The organism is Mycobacterium dioxanotrophicus, assembly GCF_002157835.1.
Taxonomy (GTDB): Bacteria; Actinomycetota; Actinomycetes; order Mycobacteriales; family Mycobacteriaceae; genus Mycobacterium; species Mycobacterium dioxanotrophicus.
In genome coordinates this window covers 1-21,873 of the sequence record NZ_CP020812.1, presented here as the reverse complement: position 1 = coordinate 21,873, position 21,873 = coordinate 1, and the positions used below count along the sequence as shown (strand labels likewise).

The 21,873-nt window shown below is 64.1% G+C and carries 10 protein-coding genes, 16 pseudogenes and 2 other annotated features; of the genes and pseudogenes, 9 read left to right on the top strand and 17 right to left on the bottom strand.

Features of this window, described 5'->3' with window-relative positions; genetic code table 11:
• Positions 1-22: 22 nt before the first annotated feature.
• Positions 23-1,039, bottom strand: a pseudogene (locus BTO20_RS38245) (IS256 family transposase); the annotation flags it as partial.
• 139 nt (positions 1,040-1,178) lie between these two features.
• Positions 1,179-1,858, bottom strand: a pseudogene (locus BTO20_RS38240) (IS3 family transposase); the annotation flags it as partial.
• Positions 1,428-1,559: a sequence feature (AL1L pseudoknot), on the bottom strand. (Overlaps the previous pseudogene by 132 nt.)
• A 56-nt stretch (positions 1,859-1,914) precedes the next feature.
• Between BTO20_RS38240 and BTO20_RS38235 the strand changes: the two are divergent.
• Positions 1,915-2,187, top strand: a pseudogene (locus BTO20_RS38235) (IS256 family transposase); the annotation flags it as partial.
• A gap of 298 nt (positions 2,188-2,485) precedes the next feature.
• Here the strand turns inward: BTO20_RS38235 and groL are convergent.
• From groL to BTO20_RS38210, 6 genes and pseudogenes are all read right to left on the bottom strand, one after another.
• Entirely contained in the window at positions 2,486-4,087 is a 1,602-nt protein-coding gene (gene groL, locus BTO20_RS38230; RefSeq protein ID WP_087083751.1) for a chaperonin GroEL, read from the bottom strand.
• 102 nt (positions 4,088-4,189) lie between these two features.
• A pseudogene (locus BTO20_RS41485) lies at positions 4,190-4,318 on the bottom strand (alcohol dehydrogenase); the annotation flags it as partial.
• A 124-nt stretch (positions 4,319-4,442) separates the two neighbouring features.
• A complete protein-coding gene (locus BTO20_RS38225) occupies positions 4,443-5,474 on the bottom strand; it encodes a 2Fe-2S iron-sulfur cluster-binding protein (RefSeq protein WP_087083749.1) in 1,032 nt (343 codons plus the stop codon).
• An 11-nt stretch (positions 5,475-5,485) separates the two neighbouring features.
• The gene (locus BTO20_RS38220) at positions 5,486-5,803 is read right to left on the bottom strand and encodes an MmoB/DmpM family protein (RefSeq protein ID WP_087083747.1); all 318 of its coding nucleotides are present in this window, start codon (positions 5,801-5,803) and stop codon (positions 5,486-5,488) included.
• Positions 5,800-6,891 (bottom strand): aromatic/alkene monooxygenase hydroxylase subunit beta, encoded by a 1,092-nt coding sequence (locus BTO20_RS38215; RefSeq protein ID WP_087083745.1) that lies wholly within the window; start codon positions 6,889-6,891, stop codon positions 5,800-5,802. Before BTO20_RS38215 ends, BTO20_RS38220 begins: the two co-directional genes overlap by 4 nt.
• Positions 6,891-8,429, bottom strand: coding sequence for an aromatic/alkene/methane monooxygenase hydroxylase/oxygenase subunit alpha (locus BTO20_RS38210; protein ID WP_087083743.1), 1,539 nt, complete (start codon positions 8,427-8,429; stop codon positions 6,891-6,893). The genes BTO20_RS38215 and BTO20_RS38210 overlap by 1 nt, the downstream gene beginning before the upstream one ends.
• Before the next feature lie 550 nt (positions 8,430-8,979).
• Here BTO20_RS38210 and BTO20_RS38200 point away from each other — a divergent pair.
• From BTO20_RS38200 to BTO20_RS38190, 3 genes are all read left to right on the top strand, one after another.
• Complete coding sequence (locus tag BTO20_RS38200; RefSeq protein WP_087083741.1) at positions 8,980-9,594, top strand: alpha/beta fold hydrolase; 615 nt, start codon at positions 8,980-8,982, stop codon at positions 9,592-9,594.
• A gap of 57 nt (positions 9,595-9,651) precedes the next feature.
• Positions 9,652-10,938, top strand: coding sequence for an IS256 family transposase (locus tag BTO20_RS38195; RefSeq protein WP_087083739.1), 1,287 nt, complete (start codon positions 9,652-9,654; stop codon positions 10,936-10,938).
• A gap of 108 nt (positions 10,939-11,046) precedes the next feature.
• Entirely contained in the window at positions 11,047-11,322 is a 276-nt protein-coding gene (locus BTO20_RS38190) for an alpha/beta fold hydrolase (RefSeq protein ID WP_087083737.1), read from the top strand.
• Positions 11,323-11,390: 68 nt separating this feature from the next.
• Here the strand turns inward: BTO20_RS38190 and BTO20_RS38185 are convergent.
• A pseudogene (locus BTO20_RS38185) lies at positions 11,391-11,609 on the bottom strand (transposase); the annotation flags it as partial.
• A gap of 279 nt (positions 11,610-11,888) precedes the next feature.
• Between BTO20_RS38185 and BTO20_RS38180 the strand changes: the two are divergent.
• Positions 11,889-13,060: pseudogene (locus BTO20_RS38180) on the top strand (IS110 family RNA-guided transposase).
• A 57-nt stretch (positions 13,061-13,117) separates the two neighbouring features.
• Here BTO20_RS38180 and BTO20_RS38175 read toward each other — a convergent pair.
• Positions 13,118-13,279: pseudogene (locus BTO20_RS38175) on the bottom strand (ATP-binding protein); the annotation flags it as partial.
• Positions 13,280-13,418: 139 nt separating this feature from the next.
• Between BTO20_RS38175 and BTO20_RS38170 the strand changes: the two are divergent.
• From BTO20_RS38170 to BTO20_RS38160, 3 pseudogenes are all read left to right on the top strand, one after another.
• A pseudogene (locus tag BTO20_RS38170) lies at positions 13,419-14,483 on the top strand (tyrosine-type recombinase/integrase).
• Positions 14,480-14,793: pseudogene (locus BTO20_RS38165) on the top strand (helix-turn-helix domain-containing protein). The pseudogenes BTO20_RS38170 and BTO20_RS38165 overlap by 4 nt, the downstream one beginning before the upstream one ends.
• A 32-nt stretch (positions 14,794-14,825) precedes the next feature.
• Positions 14,826-16,457 (top strand): annotated as a pseudogene (locus BTO20_RS38160) (tyrosine-type recombinase/integrase).
• Between the two features lie 61 nt (positions 16,458-16,518).
• Here the strand turns inward: BTO20_RS38160 and BTO20_RS40075 are convergent.
• The 3 pseudogenes from BTO20_RS40075 to BTO20_RS40975 form a co-directional block, all read right to left on the bottom strand.
• A pseudogene (locus BTO20_RS40075) lies at positions 16,519-16,638 on the bottom strand (ATP-binding protein); the annotation flags it as partial.
• Between the two features lie 129 nt (positions 16,639-16,767).
• Positions 16,768-17,755: pseudogene (locus BTO20_RS38150) on the bottom strand (tyrosine-type recombinase/integrase).
• Positions 17,756-17,825: 70 nt separating this feature from the next.
• A pseudogene (locus BTO20_RS40975) lies at positions 17,826-18,077 on the bottom strand (tyrosine-type recombinase/integrase); the annotation flags it as partial.
• A 49-nt stretch (positions 18,078-18,126) separates the two neighbouring features.
• Between BTO20_RS40975 and BTO20_RS38140 the strand changes: the two are divergent.
• Positions 18,127-19,351 (top strand): annotated as a pseudogene (locus BTO20_RS38140) (IS3 family transposase); the annotation flags it as partial.
• Positions 18,424-18,551: a sequence feature (AL1L pseudoknot), on the top strand. It overlaps the preceding pseudogene by 128 nt.
• 42 nt (positions 19,352-19,393) lie before the next feature.
• Here BTO20_RS38140 and BTO20_RS41530 read toward each other — a convergent pair.
• From BTO20_RS41530 to BTO20_RS40965, 4 genes and pseudogenes are all read right to left on the bottom strand, one after another.
• Positions 19,394-19,521 (bottom strand): annotated as a pseudogene (locus tag BTO20_RS41530) (transposase); the annotation flags it as partial.
• Positions 19,520-20,356: pseudogene (locus BTO20_RS38135) on the bottom strand (IS1634 family transposase); the annotation flags it as partial. The pseudogenes BTO20_RS38135 and BTO20_RS41530, both read right to left, overlap by 2 nt.
• 74 nt (positions 20,357-20,430) lie before the next feature.
• Positions 20,431-20,775 carry a group II intron maturase-specific domain-containing protein gene (locus BTO20_RS40970; RefSeq protein ID WP_232491391.1) on the bottom strand — a complete coding sequence of 115 codons (345 nt, stop codon included), beginning with the start codon at positions 20,773-20,775 and terminating at the stop codon, positions 20,431-20,433.
• A 147-nt stretch (positions 20,776-20,922) separates the two neighbouring features.
• Complete coding sequence (locus BTO20_RS40965) at positions 20,923-21,078, bottom strand: hypothetical protein (RefSeq protein WP_232491390.1); 156 nt, start codon at positions 21,076-21,078, stop codon at positions 20,923-20,925.
• Positions 21,079-21,873 lie beyond the last annotated feature (795 nt).

Genomic DNA, 21,873 nt, shown 5'->3' with positions numbered 1-21,873 from the left:
CCACCGGAGCACTCCAGATAACCTGAGGGTTGTTCGACCAGATCTGGCGCCAGATCTGTTTGGGGAACGCGGTGAACGCCAGTAGATCCGGCCGGGCCGCTTCCAAATGTTCAGCGGCCTTGGGGAGCTTGTCGGCGAGCGCGGCGACGATCCGATCGTATTGGGCAGCAACGGATTCCGAGTCAGGCTGGTCGAACACTGAATGCAACAGGGTCCGCACCCACGGCCATGACGCTTTTGGAGTGACGGCCATCAGATTGGTCGTGTAGTGCGTGCGGCAGCGCTGCCAGGCTGCCCCTGGCAGCGTGGCGCCGATCGCGGCGACCAGCCCGGCGTGGGCGTCGGAGGTGACCAGTTTGACCCCGGACAGCCCGCGAGCGGTCAGCGACCGCCAGAACGTCAGCCAGCCCGCGCCGTCCTCGGCGGTGGTGACGTCGACACCCAGGATTTCGCGGTAGCCCTCGGCATTGACCCCGACAGCGATCAGGGCGTGCACGTTGACCACCCGCCCGCCCTCGCGGACCTTGAGCACCAGCGCATCGGCGGCGACGAACGTGTACGGACCGGCGTCCAGCGGCCGGGTCCGGAACGCCTCGACAGCGGCGTCGAGTTCCTTGGCCATCACCGACACCTGCGACTTCGACAGCGACGTGATGCCCAACGTTTCGACGAGCTTGTCCATCCGCCGCGTCGAGACCCCGAGCAGGTAGCAGGTGGCCACCACCGTGGTCAGGGCCCGCTCGGCGCGTTTGCGCCGTTCCAGCAGCCAGTCCGGGAAATAGGAGCCCTGCCGTAGCTTGGGGATCGCCAAGTCCAACGAACCTGCGCGGGTGTCGAACTGGCGGTGCCGATAGCCATTGCGCTGATTGGTGCGCTCGGTACTGCGCTCGCCGTATCCGGCACCGCACAGCGCATCGGCCTCAGCACCCATCAACGTGTGGATGAACGTGGCGAGCAGTTCACGCAGCACGTCGGGATGGCAGGTGGTGAGTCGTTCGGCGAGCACGGCGGGCAGGTCGATATTGTGGGCAGTGGTCATCGCGTCGATTCCTTTGCTCGAGTGACTTTGGACGGTCTCTCGAAGAATCACGCGATGACCTTCAATCATTGGGCTACGACACGCCGGTACCGCTGATCAGGTCCGACTCGTACACCACTCTGCTGGACGCAACCCCAGCGCCGGGGTCAGCCTTGGTGGTGCGGACCCGTTTGCCGCGACACACCCCTTCGATGCCGGCGGCCCGCATCAGCCGGGCCACCTGATCGCGGCCCACATCGTGACCGGCCCGGCGTGCCGTTTTCCACAGCTTGTGCGCCCCGTAGACGCAGTAGTTGTCCTTCCACAACCCGACCAGGGCCGGACCCAGCACGGCGTCACGGCGGGCCCGCTGCGACGGACCGCGGGACTTGGCCGCGTAGTAGGTGCTCGGAGCCACCGACACCCCTGCTGATCGCAGGACGGTGCAGATGGGCTCGACCCCGAACTCCTCGCGGTTGTCGTCGATGAAGTCGACTATTTCTTGTGTTGGCGGTCGAGCTCCGCCCCGAAGAAACTGGCCGCTCGCTTCAGAATCTCGTTGGCGCGCTTGAGTTCTCGGTTCTCTTGCTCGAGTTCCTTGACCCGCGCCGACTCTGCGGTCGATACCCCTGGAGCTAATCCTTCATCGATATCTGCCTGGCGCACCCACATCCGTACCGACTCGACGCCGTAGCCGAGCTGGCGGGCTACCCGTTGCACGGTTCCCTGCTCGGTACCCAGTTCGGCGCGCAACGTCCGCACCATCCGCACCGCGGCGGCCTTCTCTTCCGGACTGTATCGGCGTGTCGTCGGCTTCCCTGGCGACTGTTCTTTCGGCATACCTGCATCCTCGTTTCCAAGGTCAGGAGCCTCCAGCATTTCCAGGGCGATTCAGTCTGGGCATCGACGGCCGGCTCGCCAAAACACTGACAACCTCCAACCCAGTCGAGTCGATGATCTCGATCGCGCGCACCACCAACCGAAACGTCACCCGCTGGCGCGACGGGCAGATGGTGCTGCGCTGGACCGCAGCCGGCATGCTCAACGCCGAGCGAGCCTTCCGCCGCATCAAGGGCCACAAGCAGATGCCCCAGCTCGTAGCTGCCCTACATCGACACGCCCACCCCAAAACCGCCGCCGGTACCGAAGCTGTCGGTGCCGCCGCCTAGAGTTCACCATGGATCGTCACCAAGAATCCACGAGACTCGGGACATGCTCGATACGCCTGCCGGATCGTTTTGCCGGCCCGGCGGACACCGTTGCCATCCGTGGGTCTTGACCGGTTGAGATTCGACGCGCATGCGCGGGTCGACGAGATCGGCCGTTACTGAGCCTGCCGGGGCGCTGGACCGATCGACCGGCCCCACACGGGCCAGTGAACGCCGATCCTAGTCCGCTTCGGGATCTTTGACCAAGTCCGCAGCGACGCCGACACGGGCCGCACTGTTGGCGAAAACGGCTGTCGTTTCAGAGCGGAGGCATTTCGGATAGTGGGATGTGGGGCTTATCGGCGATGAGTACCTCCGCGGTCAGGAACATCGCCGCGATGGACGCGGCGCTTTCCAGCGCTAATCGGGTTACCTTGAGCGGATCCATGATTCCGGCGGCGATCATGTCGCCATACTGTCCGGTCGCGGCGTTCAGGCCGTGCCCGGTCGGGAGGTTTCTGACCTTCTCGACCACAACCCCACCTTCCAGGCCGGCGTTGACGGCGATCTGTTTCAGCGGCGCGTCCAGAGCGACCCGCAGGACGTTGGCGCCGGCCGCCTCATCGCCAGCGAGATCGAGTGTGTCGAAGGCGGCGTTGGATGCCTGCAGCAACGCAACACCCCCGCCGGCCACTACGCCTTCCTCCGCTGCGGCCCTCGCGTTGCGCACTGCGTCCTCGATCCGATGTTTGCGTTCCTTGAGTTCGATCTCGGTTGCGGCGCCGATCCGGATCACCGCCGCCGCGGCGCTGAGCGTTGCCAGGCGTTCCCGGAGTTTGTCGGTGTCGTAATCGTCGGTTGACGCCTCGATCGCGGCGGTGATTTCTTTGACCCGTCCCCCGATCGCGACGGGGTCGCCAGCGCCGCCGACAAACGAGGTGTCGTTCTTGGTGATCAGCACCCGACGCGCAGACCCGAGCAAGTCGAGGCTCGCGGCTTCGACGGTCACCCCGGTGGCTTCGGAGATGACTTCGCCACCGGTCACGATCGCCATGTCGCGCAGCATCAACTCACGCCGGTCGCCGAAACCGGGCGACTTCACTGCCGCTGAGGTGAACTTGCCGCGCACATTGTTGACGACCAAGGTCGCGAGCGCATCGTCAGTGACGTCTTCGGCCACGATGACCAGCGGACGGCCGGTCTTCATCACCTTTTCCACGATCGGCATCAGCTGGCGCACCGAGCTGATCACCGACGAGACGAGAAGAATGTACGGGTCGTCGAGGACGGCCTCGAGCCGTTCGAAATCGTTCACGAAGTATGGACTGAGGTATCCCTTCTCGAATCGCAAACCCTCGACGAGCTCAAGCGTGAGGCCGATCGCGTCGGATGCCTCAGCTGTGATGATGCCGTGCGCACCGACCTTGTTCAACGCCGCGGCAACAATGTTCCCGATTGCTGGGTCGCCGGAGGAGATCGTCGCGGTCGCGGCGATCTGTTCTAAGGTTTCGACAGGTCTCGCGGCATCGTCGAGCGCCTGGATGACATTGACCAAGCCAGCGGTGATACCTCGCCTGACCGCTATCGGGTTGGCGCCGGCGGCGATGTTCCGCAGGCCTTCGTGCACCATGGCCTGGGCCAGCACAGTGGCGGTGGTCGTACCATCACCGGCTACGTCGTCGGTCTGCTTGGCAACCTCTTTGACCAGTTCGGCGCCCATCTTTTCGTAGGGATCGCCGAGTTCGATACTGCGGGCAACGGTGACACCGTCGTTGGTCACGAGCGGTTTCGCCAGATGACGACCGAGCACGACATTGCGGCCCTTCGGGCCGAGGGTAACCTTGACGGCGTCTGCGAGTTTGTCTACCCCCCGCTCCAAGGCCCGGCGCGCATCCTCATCGAAGGCAATTTTCTTGGGCACGGTTGCGCACTCTCTTCTCTTCGTGTGAGGCTTTCACCCCGGATGGTGGCCAAGGACATCCCGGATCGCGGTGGTCATGCAGGCGCACAGTTGCGGTTTGGGCAACGAGCCCTTGATCGTGTTCTCGTTTGAGTGTCAGGTCGGTTCCCGATACGCGCACGGTGAGGTTCGCCGGGTCCGCCAAACCGCGATCGCGACGGTCCCCTTACCTATCAGCGCAGTCGCCGCGGAGGATCCCGAGAACCTCGGGCACAGCGGGGTGCTTTGCGGCAGCTGTCGTGGCGATCTCCTCGGCGGTAATTCTCTGAATCTACTGTCGGTGCTAGGTCGTGCAATCGGTTGGATTGCACGTCACTCACGCGGATACCGGGGCCGACTCGATGGCCGGATAGAACTTATCGGCGTGAATGCGCACCTCGGGCAGGCCCTTGGCTTCCAGGAGTCTCCCGACGGCGTCACACATTTCGGGTGCGCCGCACAGGTAGGCGTCATAGAGTGAGGCGTCCCGGATGTCTTCGGCGATGGCCCGAGTTACCCGTCCAGCGCGGGCGTTTGGCGGCACCGTCTCGGGGGTGCCCTGCGACAGGCACGGGATGAACTGGAAATCCTTCAACCGTGTGGACAGTTCGGCGAGCTTGTCGAGGTATACCAGATCATTGGTGGTACGGGCTCCGTAGTAGAAGCGGATCGGGACGTCGCTGTTCTGCTCGGCGGCGTCGGACAGCATCGACAATAGCGGCGCTATCCCGGAGCCTGTCCCAACCGCGATCACCGGGCGACCGGTTTCCCGCAGGAACATCGTGCCGAACGGTGCCTCCAGGTGCAGGTGGTATCCCGGCTCGAGCTGGTCGAGCACGGCGGTGAACACTCCGTTCTGCACGCGTTTGATACAGAAGGTCAGTTCGCTTCCCGAACTCGGCGGGTTCAGCAGCGAGTAGGAGCGGCGTTCCCCGGTGTCGAGAGTGAATTCCGCGTACTGGCCGGCCCGGAAACTTAATGGTGCGTCCAGGGCCACCCGCAACTCGACCAGGTTCGATGTCCGAGAAATCACTTCCAACACCGTCGCCCGCCGCGGGCTGGGAGGTGTCATCGGCGGAAGCGCCTCGGCACCGTCATGCTGGTCGATCTCAATTACCAGATCACTCTCGGCGTAGGTGCAGCACAGCAGAATCGCCCCGTCCTCGCGTTCGTTCCTCGGAATCGCATAGACCGACGCCGCCGAGTCGTCGACGTCGCCGTCGAGCAACCAGTGCTTGCAGGAGGAGCAGTTCCCGTGCCGGCACCCGTATTGCAGGTTGACGCCGTGGTGCAGGGCGGCCGTGAGAATGTCCTCATTCTCCCCGACGGGGAACTCCTCCCCCGTCGGTACCAGGGTGACGCGCGCCATCTGCCCTCCAATCAGAACTTCGCCGGTTCGAGCTGAGACATGTCGGCACTTACCACGAACGCATCGTCTTCGACGTGCGCCCGACCGTAGTAACTGGACATGCTCACCAGGAACCGAGCCATCGTCAACGGTTTGCCCAGGTATTCCTCGACCTCAGCCAGCGGGATGCGTATCGTCGCCTCGGTCTCGAGCAGGAAGAACGTGCCGCGATCCTGCACTCGAATCTGGGGGCATTCTTCGTTCACGTAATGCACGGTCGCCTGGGCCTCTTCGCTTTTCATCAGGACGAGTCCGATCGTTCTGCGGCCGTGGGACTGGGTGTCGCTCACGACGTCACCGCCGCAGGAACACGTAGACCGGCCAACTCGAGGATGTCCGCGGTCGTGTCGACGACACGCTGGCGGGCGCATTCTCCCGACACTGATCCCGCGGGAGCTGCGTCGAAGACAGGCAGGAATGCGTCGACAGCCGCCAGCGCATCCGGATACCACGAGTCGACCCAGCCCTGGATGAGTTCACGGTTGCGTGCGGCCGGAACGGGATGACCGGCACGGTCCGTATCGGCGATGAGCATCTTGACCAAAGCCTGTGTCGCTGCCCGGTTGCGACGCCGGTCCGCTTCCGCAGTCATCTCGATCACCGGGATCACCACATCCCCGTGCAGCGGCGCTAGGCGTCGAAAGAACTCGCTGCCGATCAAGGCGGTGCACAGAGGCTCCACCACCAGGTTCGTCATCAGAATCATTTCACCCCAGTCGTGCAGCGAGAGCAGCCTCTCCACCAGCCGGCGTGCCCCCTGGCAGGCCGGATCATTGAGCCAGGCCTCGGCACCGGCGCCCTCGGTGTAGCCGGACGCGTGCTCGTGCAGATCCAGACTATACAGCGCGATGTCCTGCTGGTGACGCAGCCGATCCATCCCGCTGAAGGTATAGGTCATCGACAGGGTGTCCGACAACGCTTCCCGGGTGACGAATGCGTGCGCCTTGAACATCCCCCACTGAAACGACGCCAACGCTTCGTAATAGCGCGCCACGAGATCAAGCCACTCTGGCGCGATGTCCCCGAATGCGCCGTTGACCTTCGCCGAGGTGATTGCCCCTTCGATGGACCGTTCCTGCTGGGCCTGCAGCTTGATGTAAGGACGCTGCCACAGACCGGACGGGTCGCGGTACTCGAACCAGTTCGGATGCCCCAGCGCCGTGGTCCGGGCATCCTGGCAGCCCAAGCCGTCGGGCCTCAGCAGATACCAGCCACCGGAATCGAACTGGCCGAGGTCCGGTTGCGCGTTGCAGATGACCGCCTCGTACTCGGAGAGTCGACGCTTCTGCGGGCGGATGTAGGTCAGATCCCGAGCCGAGTAAAAGCCCTCTCCCACCATCTCGGCCTCCACACCGTCCGATATCAGTTCGGCGCTCATCAGATCTCGCTGAACGCGTCGGCGGGCAATGCCTTGAGCGGATCCTGGATGACGAATCCGGTGCGCCGGATGTCGTCGATCGTCCACAACCACCGTTCCTCGGTGTGCAGATGGGGCTGACCCATTAGAGTCCGGCCATCGTCGCGCAGCAGGCCGGCGTCCTCGATGTAGCGGGCCAGCTCGATCCCGTCGTTGACCTCCCACCAGGTCATCCCGGTGTGACGCTGCGGGGCCTGCTTGAAGATGTGCTGGCAGGCCTCCGAGCAGAACGCATGACGTTGACCGGCCGCGTCGACCGACAACCGGACCTCGTTGATGTCCGGGCGCGGGAACACGCACGGCATCTGGCAGGTCCGACAGATCGGTGGCATCGCGGGGAACAGCTCCAACGCCAGGTGGCCCTTGCGCGGGTCACCCATCTCGCGGTACGCCGTCCAGAATCCGCCGAAATGCTCTTCCCAGCCCGGATATTTTTCCTCCAGAAAAGCGAAGTCCTCGTCGACCATGTAATCCGATCGCCAAGCGTGTACCGGCCACAGCGCCGCGGACACCATCGCTGCGGAATGCCCGCCCCATTCCACATGCCGCTTCGCATCATGGATCCAACGCGGCACCTTCAGGCCGAATGGTTCCAACCGCTCGATGTAGCTTCCGGCCCAATCGTCCCAGATCCACTCGTCCCAGTACTCCTTATACGACTTCAGCCGAACCTTCGAAAAGTAGTCGTAAGTCGAGCCCTGGAAATTGTCCAGGAAGGCGTGCTGACGCCAGAACGCCGTGTCGAAGTCCTCTTGGAGCATCGGCAGGTTGTCCGGCTCACTCAGCACAGCGGCCAGCGTCGAGTAGCCATTGGCCATGTGCCGCGCCTCGTCGGACTGGACCGACAGGAACACCGACGGGGTCGCCTGGTCTCCGTTGGCGGCGGCCACCTCGGTTAACGCCACAAACAGCGGATTGGTGTACGCAGTCTCGGCGACGACCTGCAGATTCAACGCATTGGCAATCGGATCGTCGTTCATGAAGGCTTCGAACACCGCCCGCCCCGCTCGACCGATCGGGTCGAAGGCGCGCATCTGAAATCCCGAATTGAACCCAGCCGGGTCTGGAGCGTGCTTGGCGAAGTACCGCATCAGGTACGCCTCCTGATTGGTGTGGCGCACCTCGTCGATCATCTGCGCGAGGAACCCCTGGCGCAGCTCCGGATTCTCCACCGTGTCAACCAGCATCGCAGTGCACTTCATCGCGGCGTACTCGGCGAAGTCGACCAACGCCAGCGCCGGCTTCATGACCTCCATAAAGCGGGGCTCGGCCTGCCCGGAGTTGTTCATCCGGCTCAACGCATCCTCGAGCGCACCGTACTGCCGGTCGTCCTTCTCCTCCTCCATCCCGACGTACTCACGGACCAGAGTGCGGAACGGGTCCTTGGTCTTCGGCGGAATTTTGTACTTCGTCGGATACAGCGCGTCGCGATGAAAGTAACTCGGCTCCCAATCGAACGACTTGATTTTCTCGTGCTGTGTGGTGACCGATGCAGTCATATATCGCTCCCGTTGGGTTGTGACGCCGGTGCCGACCACCGTCGCGTTGAGACCAGCATCACACGCGGATCTGCGGGCGAACACCTCCGATCGGAGGTTCGCGATCGCTACGGGTGACGGTGGTCGGGAACGCGTGGGGTTACCGTGGAAACATGGTCCCTCACCGGCGAGGTCACAGCGACCCGCGCCCGTACGCCGCCACTGCAGGTGTGGTGGGTGCCCATGACGGGTCGGTACGTGTGATGGTGGTCGAACGATCATCCGTTCGTGCACTTGGTGGTGGAAGGCGCGCCGCGCGTGCAGATGTGCCCAGGGGGGCGTACCTCGACTGATGGCGTCGCGCTCGCCGCATCGGAACATCCCGACGTGGTGTTACCTGGACCTGCATCTTCCGGACATGGCACTGCCCGACAGCACGTGTTCCTCGGTGATCGGAATGCTCAGCCCCATCGCCCACGAACAGTCATTGGACGCGGCCACCAAAGCCGCATAGCCCCCTGTCCACATTTCGGGGGAACCTCAATCACCCCCACAACACCAAGGTCAGCAAATGACGATTAGGCGCCCCGAGCACTTCACGCATCATGAGGTACAGCTCTCAGATGTGAAGATTCATTACGTGCGCGAGGGGGCCGGGCCCACGCTGTTGCTGCTGCACGGCTGGCCCGGATTCTGGTGGGAATGGAGCAAGGTCATCGGACCGCTTTCGGAGCGCTTCGATGTAATCGTTCCGGACTTGCGTGGGTTCGGCGACTCAGAGAAGCCCGACTTGTCCGACCTGGCGCAGTACTCGCTGGAACGGGTCGCCGACGACCAAGCAGGGTTGCTGAACGCATTGGGAATCGATCAAGCGTATGTCGTCGGACACGACTACAGTGCAATCGTCGTTCACAAGTTCATCCGAAAGTATCCCGACAGGGTTGTCAAGGCGGCGATCTTCGATCCCATTACCCCGGATTTCGGACCCTTCTATCTTGGCTTCCCGCACATCGCAGAGTCGTGGTATTCGCAGTTCCATCAGACAGATATGTCAGTCGAACTCGTTACTTCAAGCCGCGAGGCTTGCCGGATTTACTTCAAGCACTTCTTCGATCACTGGTCGTACGAGGTTGTCCCGTTCTTCGTGGAATTTGAGGTGACGGTCCCTCACCTGAGGCCTGCCTGATGGTAGGTCTTCGGGTGAACCGCCAAGTACACCTCGAAGAAGGAGTAAGGGACCGCCATGAAGACCGTACCTACTGTTCGTCTCGCTGACACGATCGATGCTGCCGCTCTGCCCGAGTTGCCGGAGGAGATCGCGCTGGCGATGACCGATATCGCCGATGCCGCGCGCGAAGGGCTGATGGCGATGAGCGTGGCCGCCGGGATGGCGGTGATGGCCGCGATGTTTGAGGCCGAGATCACCGAGATTGCCGGACCCAAGGGCAAGCACAACCCGGATCGCGCCGCGGTGCGCCATGGCGCCGAGAAGGGATCGGTGACTCTTGGCGGTCGCCGGGTGCCGGTCGAGCGGCCGCGGGCACGCACCGTCGAGGGCCATGAGGTGCCGTTGACCAGCTACGCCCACTTCGCTGCTGACGACCTGCTGACTCAGGTGGTGATGGAGCGGATGGCCGCCGGGGTGGCCACTCGCCGGCACGCCCGCACCGCCGAGCCGGTCGGCGAAAAAGTCAGCGGCACACAGAAATCCACTTCGAAGTCGGCGATCTCGCGTCGATTCGTCAAGCAGACCGAGACCGCGCTGGCCGAGTTGATGAGCCGCGACTTGGCCGGCGAGGACATCAAGGTGCTCATGCTCGACGGGGAGCATATGGCTGGCCGGTGCGTGGTGGTGGCGCTGGCGATCACCGCCGACGGCACGAAGAAGCCGGTCGGGTTGTGGGACGGCTCCACCGAGAACAAGACGGTGGTGTGCTCGCTGTTGGCCGATCTCGTTGAGCGTGGCCTGCGCTTCGATGACGGACTGCTGGTTGTCTGCGACGGGGCCAAGGCATTGGCCGCCGCGGTGCGTGAGGTGTTCGGCGCCAAGGCTGCGATCCAACGATGCACCCTGCACAAGCGTAGGAATGTCGCCGATCACCTGCCCGATAAGGAGCAGGCCTGGGTGGATGCCAAGCTGGTCAAGGCGTTCGGCCACCCTGACCCCCACACCGGGCTAGCCAATGCCAAAAGCCTTGCTGCGCAACTGGAGAAGAACTATCCCGAGGGGCTGGACGAGATGTTCACCGTCGCCCGTCTGGGCATCGACGGCCGGCTCGCCAAAACACTGACAACCTCCAACCCAGTCGAGTCGATGATCTCGATCGCGCGCACCACCAACCGAAACGTCACCCGCTGGCGCGACGGGCAGATGGTGCTGCGCTGGACCGCAGCCGGCATGCTCAACGCCGAGCGAGCCTTCCGCCGCATCAAGGGCCACAAGCAGATGCCCCAGCTCGTAGCTGCCCTACATCGACACGCCCACCCCAAAACCGCCGCCGGTACCGAAGCTGTCGGTGCCGCCGCCTAGAGTTCACCATGGATCGTCACCAAGAATCCACGAGACTCGGGACATGCTCGGTCGTACCACGCGCCTTTGCTAACACAGGACGAGCTGGACATACACGTGGACAACTGTATGAAACCGAACAATGTCCACGGCGGGTTCAACTATTACCGGTCAAACCTCTCGGTAACGAGCGATCTGTGGACGGACCTCGACCGGACGGTAAGCGAACTTCCCGTGACCATGCTCTGGGGCGTGGGCGATCCCGTCGTTCCGTCATCGCTCGTTCATCAGGTTCCGAACTATTATTCGAACTACACCATGGAACTCATCCAGGATGCTGGGCATTTCATGATGGTGGAGAAGCCCGAGGTAGTCATCGATCGCCTCAAAGCCGGGTTCCGGTGACGAATTTGGTGGTCGGCTAACACCCGTCGGGACTGTCCGATAGACGGTGGATCTGATCCTGGCATTGGTTAGTTGCCAGTCGGAGTGATCCGGCCGCTGAAGGTGATTGCGAACGCGTTGAGTGCGGGCTTCCACCGCATCGTCCATCGTGCCCTGCCGGCACCGGTCGGGTCCAGCGATCGTGTCACCAGGTACAGGCATTTGAGCGCGGCCTGCTGGGACGGGAAGTGCCCCCGAGCCTTGATCGCGCGGCGGTAGCGGGCGTTGAGCGATTCGATCGCGTTGGTACCCATGAAATGGGGTGAGGGCCCGCGTGGTGTTCTGTCTTGCCTGGTCAGCGTGCTGGGCGTACGGTGCGACCGTCCGGAACAGGGGCCTTTGGGGAACACGTATGGGCAGGCCGTTCTTGCTCGATGGGCTGCGAGCCCGTGTTAGTAGTTGGCCGCCCCTGCGACTTGTCCGGCTGCGCTGTGAGCGCGTATCCGTAGGTGTGCGTTCCGTCCCAGCGGTTCCCCTCCAAGTGAAATCCAGGAAGAAGGGGAATCGAGGTGACTCGGTATATCGGGATGGACGTGCACCGTGAGTTCGCGCAGCTGGCGGTGCTTGAGGACGGGATTGTCCGTGACGAGGGAAAGATAGGTGTTACGCCAGAAGCGTTGCGGGCGTGGGCGTCTGAACTGCGATCGGATGACGAGGTGGCGTTGGAGGCCACCGGCAACAGTGACGCGATCGCGACTCTGCTGGCACCGCTGGTGGGCCGGGTGGTGGTGTCGAACCCGTCCAAGACGCGAGCGATCGCCGAGGCGAAGGCCAAGACCGACAAGGTCGATGCGCGGATCTTGGCGCAGCTGCTGGCGGCGGACTTCCTCCCGCCGGTGTGGCTGCCCGATGACCGCACGCGCAGTCTGCGCCGCCAGGTGATGCGCCGTGCGCATGTGGTGCGTCAACGCACACGGCTGAAGAACCAGGTCCACTCGATCCTGGCACGCAATCTCGCGCCGACGCCGCCGGTGTCGGATCTGTTCGGTAAGACCGGCCGACACTGGCTCGCACGTCAGCCGCTCCCCGAAGACGAGCAGGCTAGCGTGCAAGCGTTGTTGCGGCAGTTGGACTTCCACGCCCGCGAACTCGCCCTGGTCGACAAAGAGTTGGCCGAAGAAGCCCTCACCGACCCTGTCGTGGCCCGGTTGATGACCATCCCCGGCGTCGACGCGATCGCCGGGCTCTCGATCGTGGCCGCCGTGGGTGACTTCTCCCGGTTCGACGATCCCGACAAGTTAGTGGCCTACGTCGGGCTCAACCCGAAGGTACGCCAATCCGGAAACTCCTTACCGGTGCACGGCCGGATCAGCAAAGCCGGCCGCGCCCACGTCCGCGGTGTGCTGGTCGAGGCGGCCTGGTCGGCCAGTCGCGCACCCGGGCCTTTGCGGGCGTTCTATCAACGCATCAAGGCCCGACGCGGCTTTCAGACCGCGATCGTGGCCACCGCCCGCAAGATGACGGTGCTGGCCTGGCACCTGGTCACCAAGGACGAGGACTACGCCTTCGCCCGACCAGGTCTGGTCACCCACAAGCGCCGCAAGCTTGAGCTGGCGCTGGGGCGCCATCACGGCGCGGGAACCACCGCCAACCCGGCGCGGCCTATAACAGCAAGCAACGCCGCAACGAAGAGAACGCAATCGTCGAACAGGCCGAACGGGCCTACGAAGTCCTCGTCGCGCACTGGCAACCCTGTTGACGACGGTCGAAACGTAGGCCGGTGGCGACGGTCGAAAAGTAGGCCACGTGGTCGTGGTTATTGTGCCGTGTTGTCTGCCCGCGCGGAGGGCAGGGTGTCGATTCCGGTGTCTTTGAGGCGGTAGCTGGAGCCTTTGAGGGTCAGCACCTCGGCGTGGTGAACGATGCGGTCGATCATCGCCGCCGCGACGACCTGGTCACCAAAGACATCGCCCCAGCGAACTGGAGCTGGCACATGTTCGTTGTGTCTGATTTCTGCTGCTAGCTGGGCTTTCGACTGGTCTGCGTGTCTTACAGATCTTCAAGCCATGGTCGCGATATGTTAGGTGCCGCCTTAACTAGTTAGGCGGGAAGAAGGTGTGCGGCTAGTGGAGGGTCTGCGGCTGATTCCCGGTGGCGTCGCACCGGTCGAGCCTGTTGCCGCGGATCCTGTTGTGTTTCAACGTGAATGCGTCGATGCGTTCGTGGCGTCGTGGCATGCCGAGGATTCAGCCTGGTGACGATCGACAACGATGTTGGGCTGTTGGAGCGGACGTTGGCGGCGCTGGGGCGTCCGGCGTGGGAGGTCACCAGTGAGGACATCGATCGGGTGGTCGGTGAACTGGCGGTGGCGGGGCGGGCGGCGTCGACGCGGCGTGAGTATGTGCAGATCTTCAAGGGGTTCCATCGGTTCCTGCAGACCCGGAAGGCGGCCGAGATCGAGGCCGCGTTCGGGCGCGGCTGGTGTGCCCGGTGGACGAGTTCAACGCCTCCCGGCACGTGGGCGACGACTCGCCGGCGGTCGCGGCGCCGCCGATCCCGCAGCGGGTGAGCGAGTTCTTCGAGTTCCTGAAGTCGAGGATCGCCACCGCCCGCAAGTACGGTCCGGCCGCGCGGGACTACGCGATGTTCCGGACCCTGTATCACGCTGGCCTGCGGTCGGAAGAGTCTGCGCTGCTGGAGATTCCGGATGTGCATTTCGATCGTGGACCGTTCGGCAAGTTGCACGTGCGGTTCGGCAAGGCCGCCCACATGTCCGGTCCCGGCCGCGGTGGGTGCCGATGCTGGACGGGCTGGACGTGCTGTTGCGCTGGTTCCTGGCCGATGTGCGCCCGAAGTTCCCGAACTCGCCGGTGCTGTTCGCCGACGAGTCCGGCGGCCCATTGCATCGTGGCACGATCCGCAACCGGTTGCGGTATCTGATGGAGCTGGAGGGCCGACCGGCTACCGAGCGGTTCAGCCCGCACGCGCTGCGCCGCGCGTGCGCCACCCACAACTACGAGCGTGGTGTGGATCTGGTTGCGATTCAACAGCTTTTGGGTCATTGGACGGTGAGTTCGACCATGCGGTATGTGCGTCCGTCGGCCACGTTCATCGAGGACGCCTACCGGCGTGCGGTCACCTCGACGCTGGCCGAGTTGAGCGGAGAGGACGGGACGGCATGAAGATTCGATGGCGGCTGCGGATGGCCGCGGCCCAGCGCGAGGTGTGGACCGGCACCGAGCTGCGGCGGCTGTTGGCCGAGCGAGCGGGTCTGGAGTTGTCGGCGGCGTCGGTGTCGGCGCTGTTGACCAAGGAGCCCAGCCAGATCAAGCTCTCAACGCTGATCGCGTTGTGCACCGCGCTGGACTGCACCCCGGACGACCTGTTCGAGGTCGACACCACCCCGGTCGAACGGCTCGTGGTCCCTCCGCGGCCGGTCGCGTCGGAGCCGAAGACGGCCACTGCGCGGGCCGGTCGATGCCGCCGATGTAAACCCACGCAGATTTCGGAACGGGTTGGGGCTGATGGGGAAACGGCAACGAGACTGCGTCGACTGCGGTGCGCCGGTGGGATACATCGGCCGCGAGCACTGTTGCCGGTGCACCCGCCGGTTACGGGCGCAGGTGGCCAAGGCGCGATGCCCGGGCTGCGGTCGGGACCGGATGCTGCTGTCGCAGACGGGCCGGTGCGTGCTGTGCTCGCGCCGCTGCCGCGAATGCGGCGGGCCGATCCGGTTCCGCGGTGAGACGGTGTGCCGGCCGTGCCGGAAGCGGGCCGAGCTCGCCGCCGCGAAGTCGCCGTGCCCGCGTTGCGGGAAGCCGGGCTATCTGCGGGAAACGACTGGGTGGTGTGGCTCGTGCTCTCGTCCCGGCCCGTCAAAGGATCCGCCCGCATCTGTGCGAGCTGCGGCGAGTTGCGTCGCCACGCCGGGCGCGGTATGTGCGGGCGATGCTGGCAGCGCCACCGGACCGGCCGTTCGTGCGCGGCGAGACGCTCGCTGCTCGGCTCGCCGAACCGCCGGACTGGCTTGAAGATTTCGTCGCGTATCTGGCCGCTCACCACTGCCCGCTCGCTCCTGCGTGCTGATCACTACGTTGTCTCGGCTGCTCGAGGACGAGCACCCTAACCACCCGCAGAGCGTGCTCGAGCGGGCCCGCCGACCTGGCCGGTCGATGGGGTCACTGGCGCGTGCCCTGGAGACGTTCTTCACCCAGCGCGGCCTGGCGATGGCCACCGACCAGGACCAGCGGCTCGCCTCCGGACGGCGCAAGAAGCGGATCGACGGCGCACCAGCCGGGATGCGCGCCGCTGTCGCGGCCTTCGCCGAGTCGATGCTGCGCGCTCGCGATCGGGCTCGGCGTGCGGGCACCCGGCCCCGCGCCGACCGCACCATCGAGTCGGCGTTGGCAATTGTGCGCGATCTGGCCTGCTTCCTCGATACCCAACGCGGCAAGCGGGATTGGGCACTCGTGGACGTCGCCGATATTGAGGCGTTCCTCGCTGAGTTGCCGAACAACCGAGCTCGACGTCTGACTGTGTTGGGCCAGTTCTTCCGGTTCGCCCGCAATCGCCGCGTGGTGCTCGTCGACCCGACGCGAGGCATGTCGGCCAAGCGGTACAGGGGATTTCGTGGCCGCACCCTCGCCATCACGCAACAGCGCGCGCTGTTTCGCCGCTGGAGCGCCGACCCCGCGGCGCATCCGCACGAGGCCCTCTTCGGGCTCCTCGCCATATTGCACGGTGTCTCCAGCCGTGAGCTGCGCCTGCTGGAGGTCGACCATATCGACGCGAGTGATCGCTCGATCCACCTCGGCAAGCGCCCCCACCGGGTGCCGCTGGACCCGGTCAGCTGGACCGCTCTGCAACGCAGCCTCCATCACCGCGACACCTTGCGCACCAACAACCCGCATGTGATCGTCACCCGCGGTACCAAGGCCGACCGGCGAGCAGCGTCCGAGGCCTACATGAGTCATCTGCTCGATCCGTGCGGCCTGCCGGCCAAGATGCTGCGCACGACCCGACTGGCCGACCTGGTCAATACGATCGACCCGAAACTCGTCGCGGCAGCGTTCGGGATGAGACCCGAAGGAGCGATGATCTACCTCGCCGATCACCTCGACGATGGCCGACTGCCCGACCATCTCGCTGAACCCTGATAAGTGCGAACGTGTCACGTTTCGACGCCACTTCCGCACAGGTTCGCGCGAACAAGTGCGCTTTGGCGAAAGGCAGGTTGGAGGTCAAGATCAGCGAGGCGTGTTCGTAGCGGCTGGAGACGAGCTGGAAGAACAGGTTGGCCGCGTCCTGCTCGAAGGGGATGTAGCCAACCTCGTCGATTTATCCGACATCGGGATAAATCGACCTATGCCGACCCGTAACTATGCCGACTGTTGTAGGCATGCGCTTCTGGAACGTGTTGGGGTGGTGGTCAGTTCGATCTTATGCATGCCGTTGCTGTCGGCATAGTTAGAGGCTTTCCAGGAACGCGAGCAGCTTGTCGCGTGGGTGGTAGCGACCGGGTTTTATCGAGGCCGTGGTCATCGCGTCGAGTGCACGCTGTTTGATGGTGAGGTCGGTGTGCAGGTAGATGCCGGTTGATCGGATGTCGGCGTGGCCGAGCCATAGGGCGATGACGGCGGTGTCGATTCCGGCTCGCAGCAGTGACATTGCGCAGGTGTGCCGCAGAACGTGTGGGTGTAGTTTGTCTGGGCGGATCGTGGGCACGTTCGCGCGGCGGTGATCGCATGCAATCGGACGAGTCGTTCGATTGCATCGGTGCTGAGGCGACGTCCCGTCCGGGTCGGAAGTAGGGGTCGATCGGGCGCGTGACCACGCTCGGTGAGCCAAATGCGTAGCACTGCTTGGGTTGTCGTGGTCAGGGGAACGGCGCGGCGTTTTCGTCCTTTGCCCAGGCAGCGAACGCTGGATCCGGCTCCGAAGGTGACGTCATCGCAGTTGAGGCCGGTCAGTTCGGAGACCCGCAGCCCGGTCTGGGTCGCCAACAGCAGCAGTGCACGGTCTCGGCGGCCTTCCATCGATCGGTGTCGGGTGCGTCGATGAGGGCGTCGATTTCGGTCGGGGTGAGGAAGGTGATGAGTTGGTGGTCGAATCGTTTGGCCGGTATAGCCAGGACCCGCTGGATCACCTCGGCGTGCTCGGGGTGGCGCAGTGCAGCGAACCCGAAGAGCGAGCGGATCGCGGTCAGTCGGAGGTTTCGGGTGCGTGCGCTGTTGTGCCGAGTGTGTTCGAGGTGGTCGAGGAACGCTGCGATCAGCTCGGCGTCGAGGTCGGTCCACTCCAGCTGGGAGGGCGCTTTGCCGGTGCGTTCCTGGGCGAATCCGACCAGTAGCCGCAGGGAGTCGCGGTAGGACGCGATGGTGCGTGGACTGACGTGGCGCTGTGTGATGAGCCGGTCGGTGAAGAACGTCTGCAGCGTCGGCGCGATGAGGCTCATCGGAGCCTCCTGATGTGGCGGCTTCCAGGCGCGCGGCCGCCAACGCCAACAGTTCGGGGGCGGCCGACAGATACCAGTAGGTCCAGCGCGGATCCCGATGACCCAGGTAGGTCGATAGCACCGGTAGCCGTGCCTCGACGTCTTCTCCGGCGTAGTACCAGCCGATCAGGGTGCGGATGGCGAAGGTGTGGCGCAGGTCGTGAATCCGTGGCCGCGACGGTGCATCCGCACCGATTCCGGCGCCGTCACAGAGGTTTCGGAACACTGCGTGCACCGTTTGGTAGACCATCCTGTTGCCCCGGCTGGAGACGAAGAAGTGAATCGCCCTGGAAATGCTGGAGGCTCCTGACCTTGGAAACGAGGATGCAGGTATGCCGAAAGAACAGTCGCCAGGGAAGCCGACGACACGCCGATACAGTCCGGAAGAGAAGGCCGCCGCGGTGCGGATGGTGCGGACGTTGCGCGCCGAACTGGGTACGAGCAGGGAACCGTGCAACGGTAGCCCGCCAGCTCGGCTACGGCGTCGAGTCGGTACGGATGTGGGTGCGCCAGGCAGATATCGATGAAGGATTAGCTCCAGGGGTATCGACCGCAGAGTCGGCGCGGGTCAAGGAACTCGAGCAAGAGAACCGAGAACTCAAGCGCGCCAACGCGATTCTGAAGCGAGCGGCCAGTTTCTTCGGGCGGAGCTCGACGCCAACACAAGAAATAGTCGACTTCATCGACGACAACCGCGAGGAGTTCGGGTCGAGCCCATCTGCACCGTCCTGCGATCAGCAGGGTGTCGGTGGCTCCGAGCACCTACTACGCGGCCAAGTCCGCGGTCCGTCGCAGCGGGCCCGCCGTGACGCCGTGCTGGGTCCGGCCTGGTCGGGTTGTGGAAGGACAACTACTGCGTCTACGGGCGCACAAGCTGTGGAAAACGGCACGCCGGCCGGTCACGATGTGGGCCGCGATCAGGTGGCCGGCTGATGCGGGCCGCCGGCATCGAAGGGGTGTGTCGCGGCAAACGGGTCCGCACCACAAGGCTGACCCGGCGCTGGGCGGCATCCCGATCTGGTCAAGCGCAACTTCACCGCGACTGCCCCAACCAGTTGTGGGTCACCGACCTGACCTACGTTCCGACCTGGGCCGGCGTGGCGTACGTCTGCTTCATCACCGACGCGTTCAGTCGGATGATCGTCGGCTGGCGGGTCGCGTCGAACATGCGGACCACGATGGTGCTCGACGCGATTGAGATGGCCGCTGGTCACGCGGAAATACGTTGCCGGTTTGACATGTCACTCCGACGCCGGATCGCAATTCACGTCCGTTCGCTACGGTGAACGCCTCGCCGAGATCGGTGCGGTGCCCTCCATCGGATCCGTCGGGACAGCTTCGATAACGCCTCGCGGAGACGGTGAACGGATACTACAAGTCCGAGCTGATCTACGGGCCGGCCCGCACCGCCCCTGGAAGACCGTCGAGGATGTCGAACTGGCCACCCTGAGCTGGGTGCACTGGCACAACACAGCGCGTCTGCACGGCTACCTCAACGACCTACCGCCCACAGAGTTCGAAGCCATCTTCTACGCTCCGAAACGGACCGACCAACCCTGGTCGAAATCCAATAGCCGAGCCTCCACCGGAACCAGAGCGTCTCAACGGATGGATGACACACGTCTGGACCACAGTGTCGGGGAACACGCGCCCACGATTGCGGTAAGCCTTTGAGCCCATCGCAGACCAGGAAGAAGATGTCGCCACCCGCGGTTCTTCAGCTCGGTACTTTTTCATGGCCACGGACATTTGGTGCTCGATCCAGTGTGAGACGGCCATGGCGGCGAACACGACGCTCAGGTGAGCTTCGATGGACTCGCGGTGCGGTGGTAGATCGGGCGGCCTGCAGGTCGTGCTTGGACATCCGGAAAGCTTTCTCGATGCGCCACAACTGGTGGTAGGCGTCGATGACGAACGAGGCGGGCTGACCGGTGAGGTTGGTGTATAGCCCTTCCATCCGGCCAGGCGCGGGCCTTGGCTTCCAGTTCACGGTTGACGCGTTTGGTCGCCCGGACAGCTTGATGAACCGGTTGCGCTTGACCGCGGCGTGCCGTCGACGGCACGCTGGGCTTTGGCGACCTGTTCATCGATCCCACGGAGCGTGCGTCGTGCCGGTCGTGCGGTATTGGTAGTGGATCATCCGGTCGGGATCCGCGGCCTTCTCGCTGGTGCTGGCCGCCACGGTTGAGTGAGTACCAGTCCGTCGGGATCGCCTCGTCGCGGTGGTTGTCGCGCCATTCACCGACCACACCGGGCAGCAATGGAATCCTCGCGCGAGGATGTAGGTCAGCCCGGCGGCGTGCAGGGCGACCTGGTTGGCTTCGGAGATCATGCCGCGTCGGCGACCACGGTCACATCGGAGAGGTGGTGGTGGCTTGAAGGCGTTGATCACGGCAGCATCGTGGCGGTCTCGGCTCGATTGCCTCGAATGCCGTCACCGACAGTGGCAGGCCGGATGCGTCGGTGAGCAACCCGAGGTGATTTGTGGGTCCAGCCGTCGTTCTTGGAGAATCCTGGTTCGCGGAATCCGTCGCCGGCATCGGTCTCGAAATGCAAGGTGTTGGGTGGGCCGGGACGCGGTGCAGCATTGCTGCTGCTCCGTTTCCCGGGCCTCCCGCGAACCCGCCGTGCGCCTTTCAGCGCAACGGGCTCTCCACGACGATGGTGCCGGTCAGGCGGCCATGCTCGGGTCGTAGGGACTGGGATCTTCGTCCGCGGTACCAGTAGCGCTCGATCCGCACTTTCGTCGGATCGAACAGGACCGCGCCGGGGGCCGTGATGGTGTTCCAGCTGCCGTCGGGACGGCGCAGCCATCGTTTGACCTTCGACCAGTTCCAGCGCCGCTGCTCTCGCTGCCAGGCAACGAACCTTCGCCACGTAAAGTACCGCAGGAAGGAGAATCGTCGCCCGGCCAGCGCGTGGCGGAAGTAGTACGTCCAACCACGCAGCGCCGCGTTGACCTCGAAAATTACTGCTGCCAAAGGCCGGGGTGACCGGCGTGGGATCAACCGGCGGATGGTCTGCTTGATCGACCGAACGCCTTATCGGCGATGAAGGTCATGCAGTACCACTTGCCGCTCCCCGACGTTGCCTCCACTGGAGGTGGAAGCCGAGAAGTCGATCCCTGCTCAAGGTGCGTGATACGGGTCTTGCCTCAGATAGCCGCAGGCCCAACCGCCGAGCACCTCGGCGACTTGTTCTCTCAAGGCGACAACGTCATCTCTGCTGCCGTTGGACATGATGACGAAATCGTCGGCATAGCGCACGATCCGCCAGTTGCCCATCCGTGGCGCACCCGTTTGCGACGGCCCACTGCGTGGCTTGGTCGCCCCGGCTGCCACGGAGCCATCACCGCCTCGTCCAACGCGGACAACGCGATATTGGCCAGCAGCGGTGAGATGATCCGCCTGAGCGTTCCGGCATCGGTGTCGTCCTGACGCCGAGTTCATTGAGCACTCCGGCTTGAGGAACGCACGTACCAATGCCACGGTCTTTTTGTCCGAGATCCGTGCCCGCACCCGTGCGAGTAGTGCCGTGGTCGATGTGGTCGAAGCATCCTTCGATGTCAGCATCGAGCACCACTGGTACCCGCGTGTGCGTAGTAATGGATCTCAGCGACCGCGTCATGAGCTCGCGCTTGGCCGAAAACCGTAGGAGACCGGCAAGAAGTCGGCTCAAAGATCGGTTCCAGCACCATCTTCAACGACTGCTGCACACCGGTCGTCACGGTGGGATCCCCAGCGGCGAGACTTCCACCCGGCTTGGAATGAACACCGCCGCACCGCGGGCCGATACGAGCCGTCTTCGATAGTCGCAGCGATCTCGGACAAGAACGCAGGACCTCGCACGCTGTTCGATCTGGTGCACAGTCACACCATCGATCCCAGCGGTGCGAGCCCCTTGTTGCGTCCACCACCGTCCATGCATCCATAGGTAGTCCGGGTGTGACACCAGGTTGAACAAGTCGCCGAACCGCGCGTGCGGTCGTCTTGGCCACCGTGATACTTGATCTGCGTCCGCGTACCGGTCCGGTGCAGTGTCTGCCCGAGGCCCGGCGCCGGAGTTCACCGACGCATCTT

Bases quoted from the DNA above. Each gene is read 5' to 3' on its own strand.
- BTO20_RS38210 (WP_087083743.1), bottom strand. From the start codon at position 8,429: ATGACTGCATCGGTCACCACACAGCACGAGAAAATCAAGTCGTTCGAT.
- BTO20_RS38200 (WP_087083741.1), top strand. From the start codon at position 8,980: ATGACGATTAGGCGCCCCGAGCACTTCACGCATCATGAGGTACAGCTC.
- BTO20_RS38225 (WP_087083749.1), bottom strand. From the start codon at position 5,474: ATGGCGCGCGTCACCCTGGTACCGACGGGGGAGGAGTTCCCCGTCGGG.
- BTO20_RS38215 (WP_087083745.1), bottom strand. From the start codon at position 6,891: ATGAGCGCCGAACTGATATCGGACGGTGTGGAGGCCGAGATGGTGGGA.
- BTO20_RS40965 (WP_232491390.1), bottom strand. From the start codon at position 21,078: ATGGGCAACTGGCGGATCGTGCGCTATGCCGACGATTTCGTCATCATG.
- BTO20_RS38195 (WP_087083739.1), top strand. From the start codon at position 9,652: ATGAAGACCGTACCTACTGTTCGTCTCGCTGACACGATCGATGCTGCC.
- BTO20_RS38190 (WP_087083737.1), top strand. From the start codon at position 11,047: ATGAAACCGAACAATGTCCACGGCGGGTTCAACTATTACCGGTCAAAC.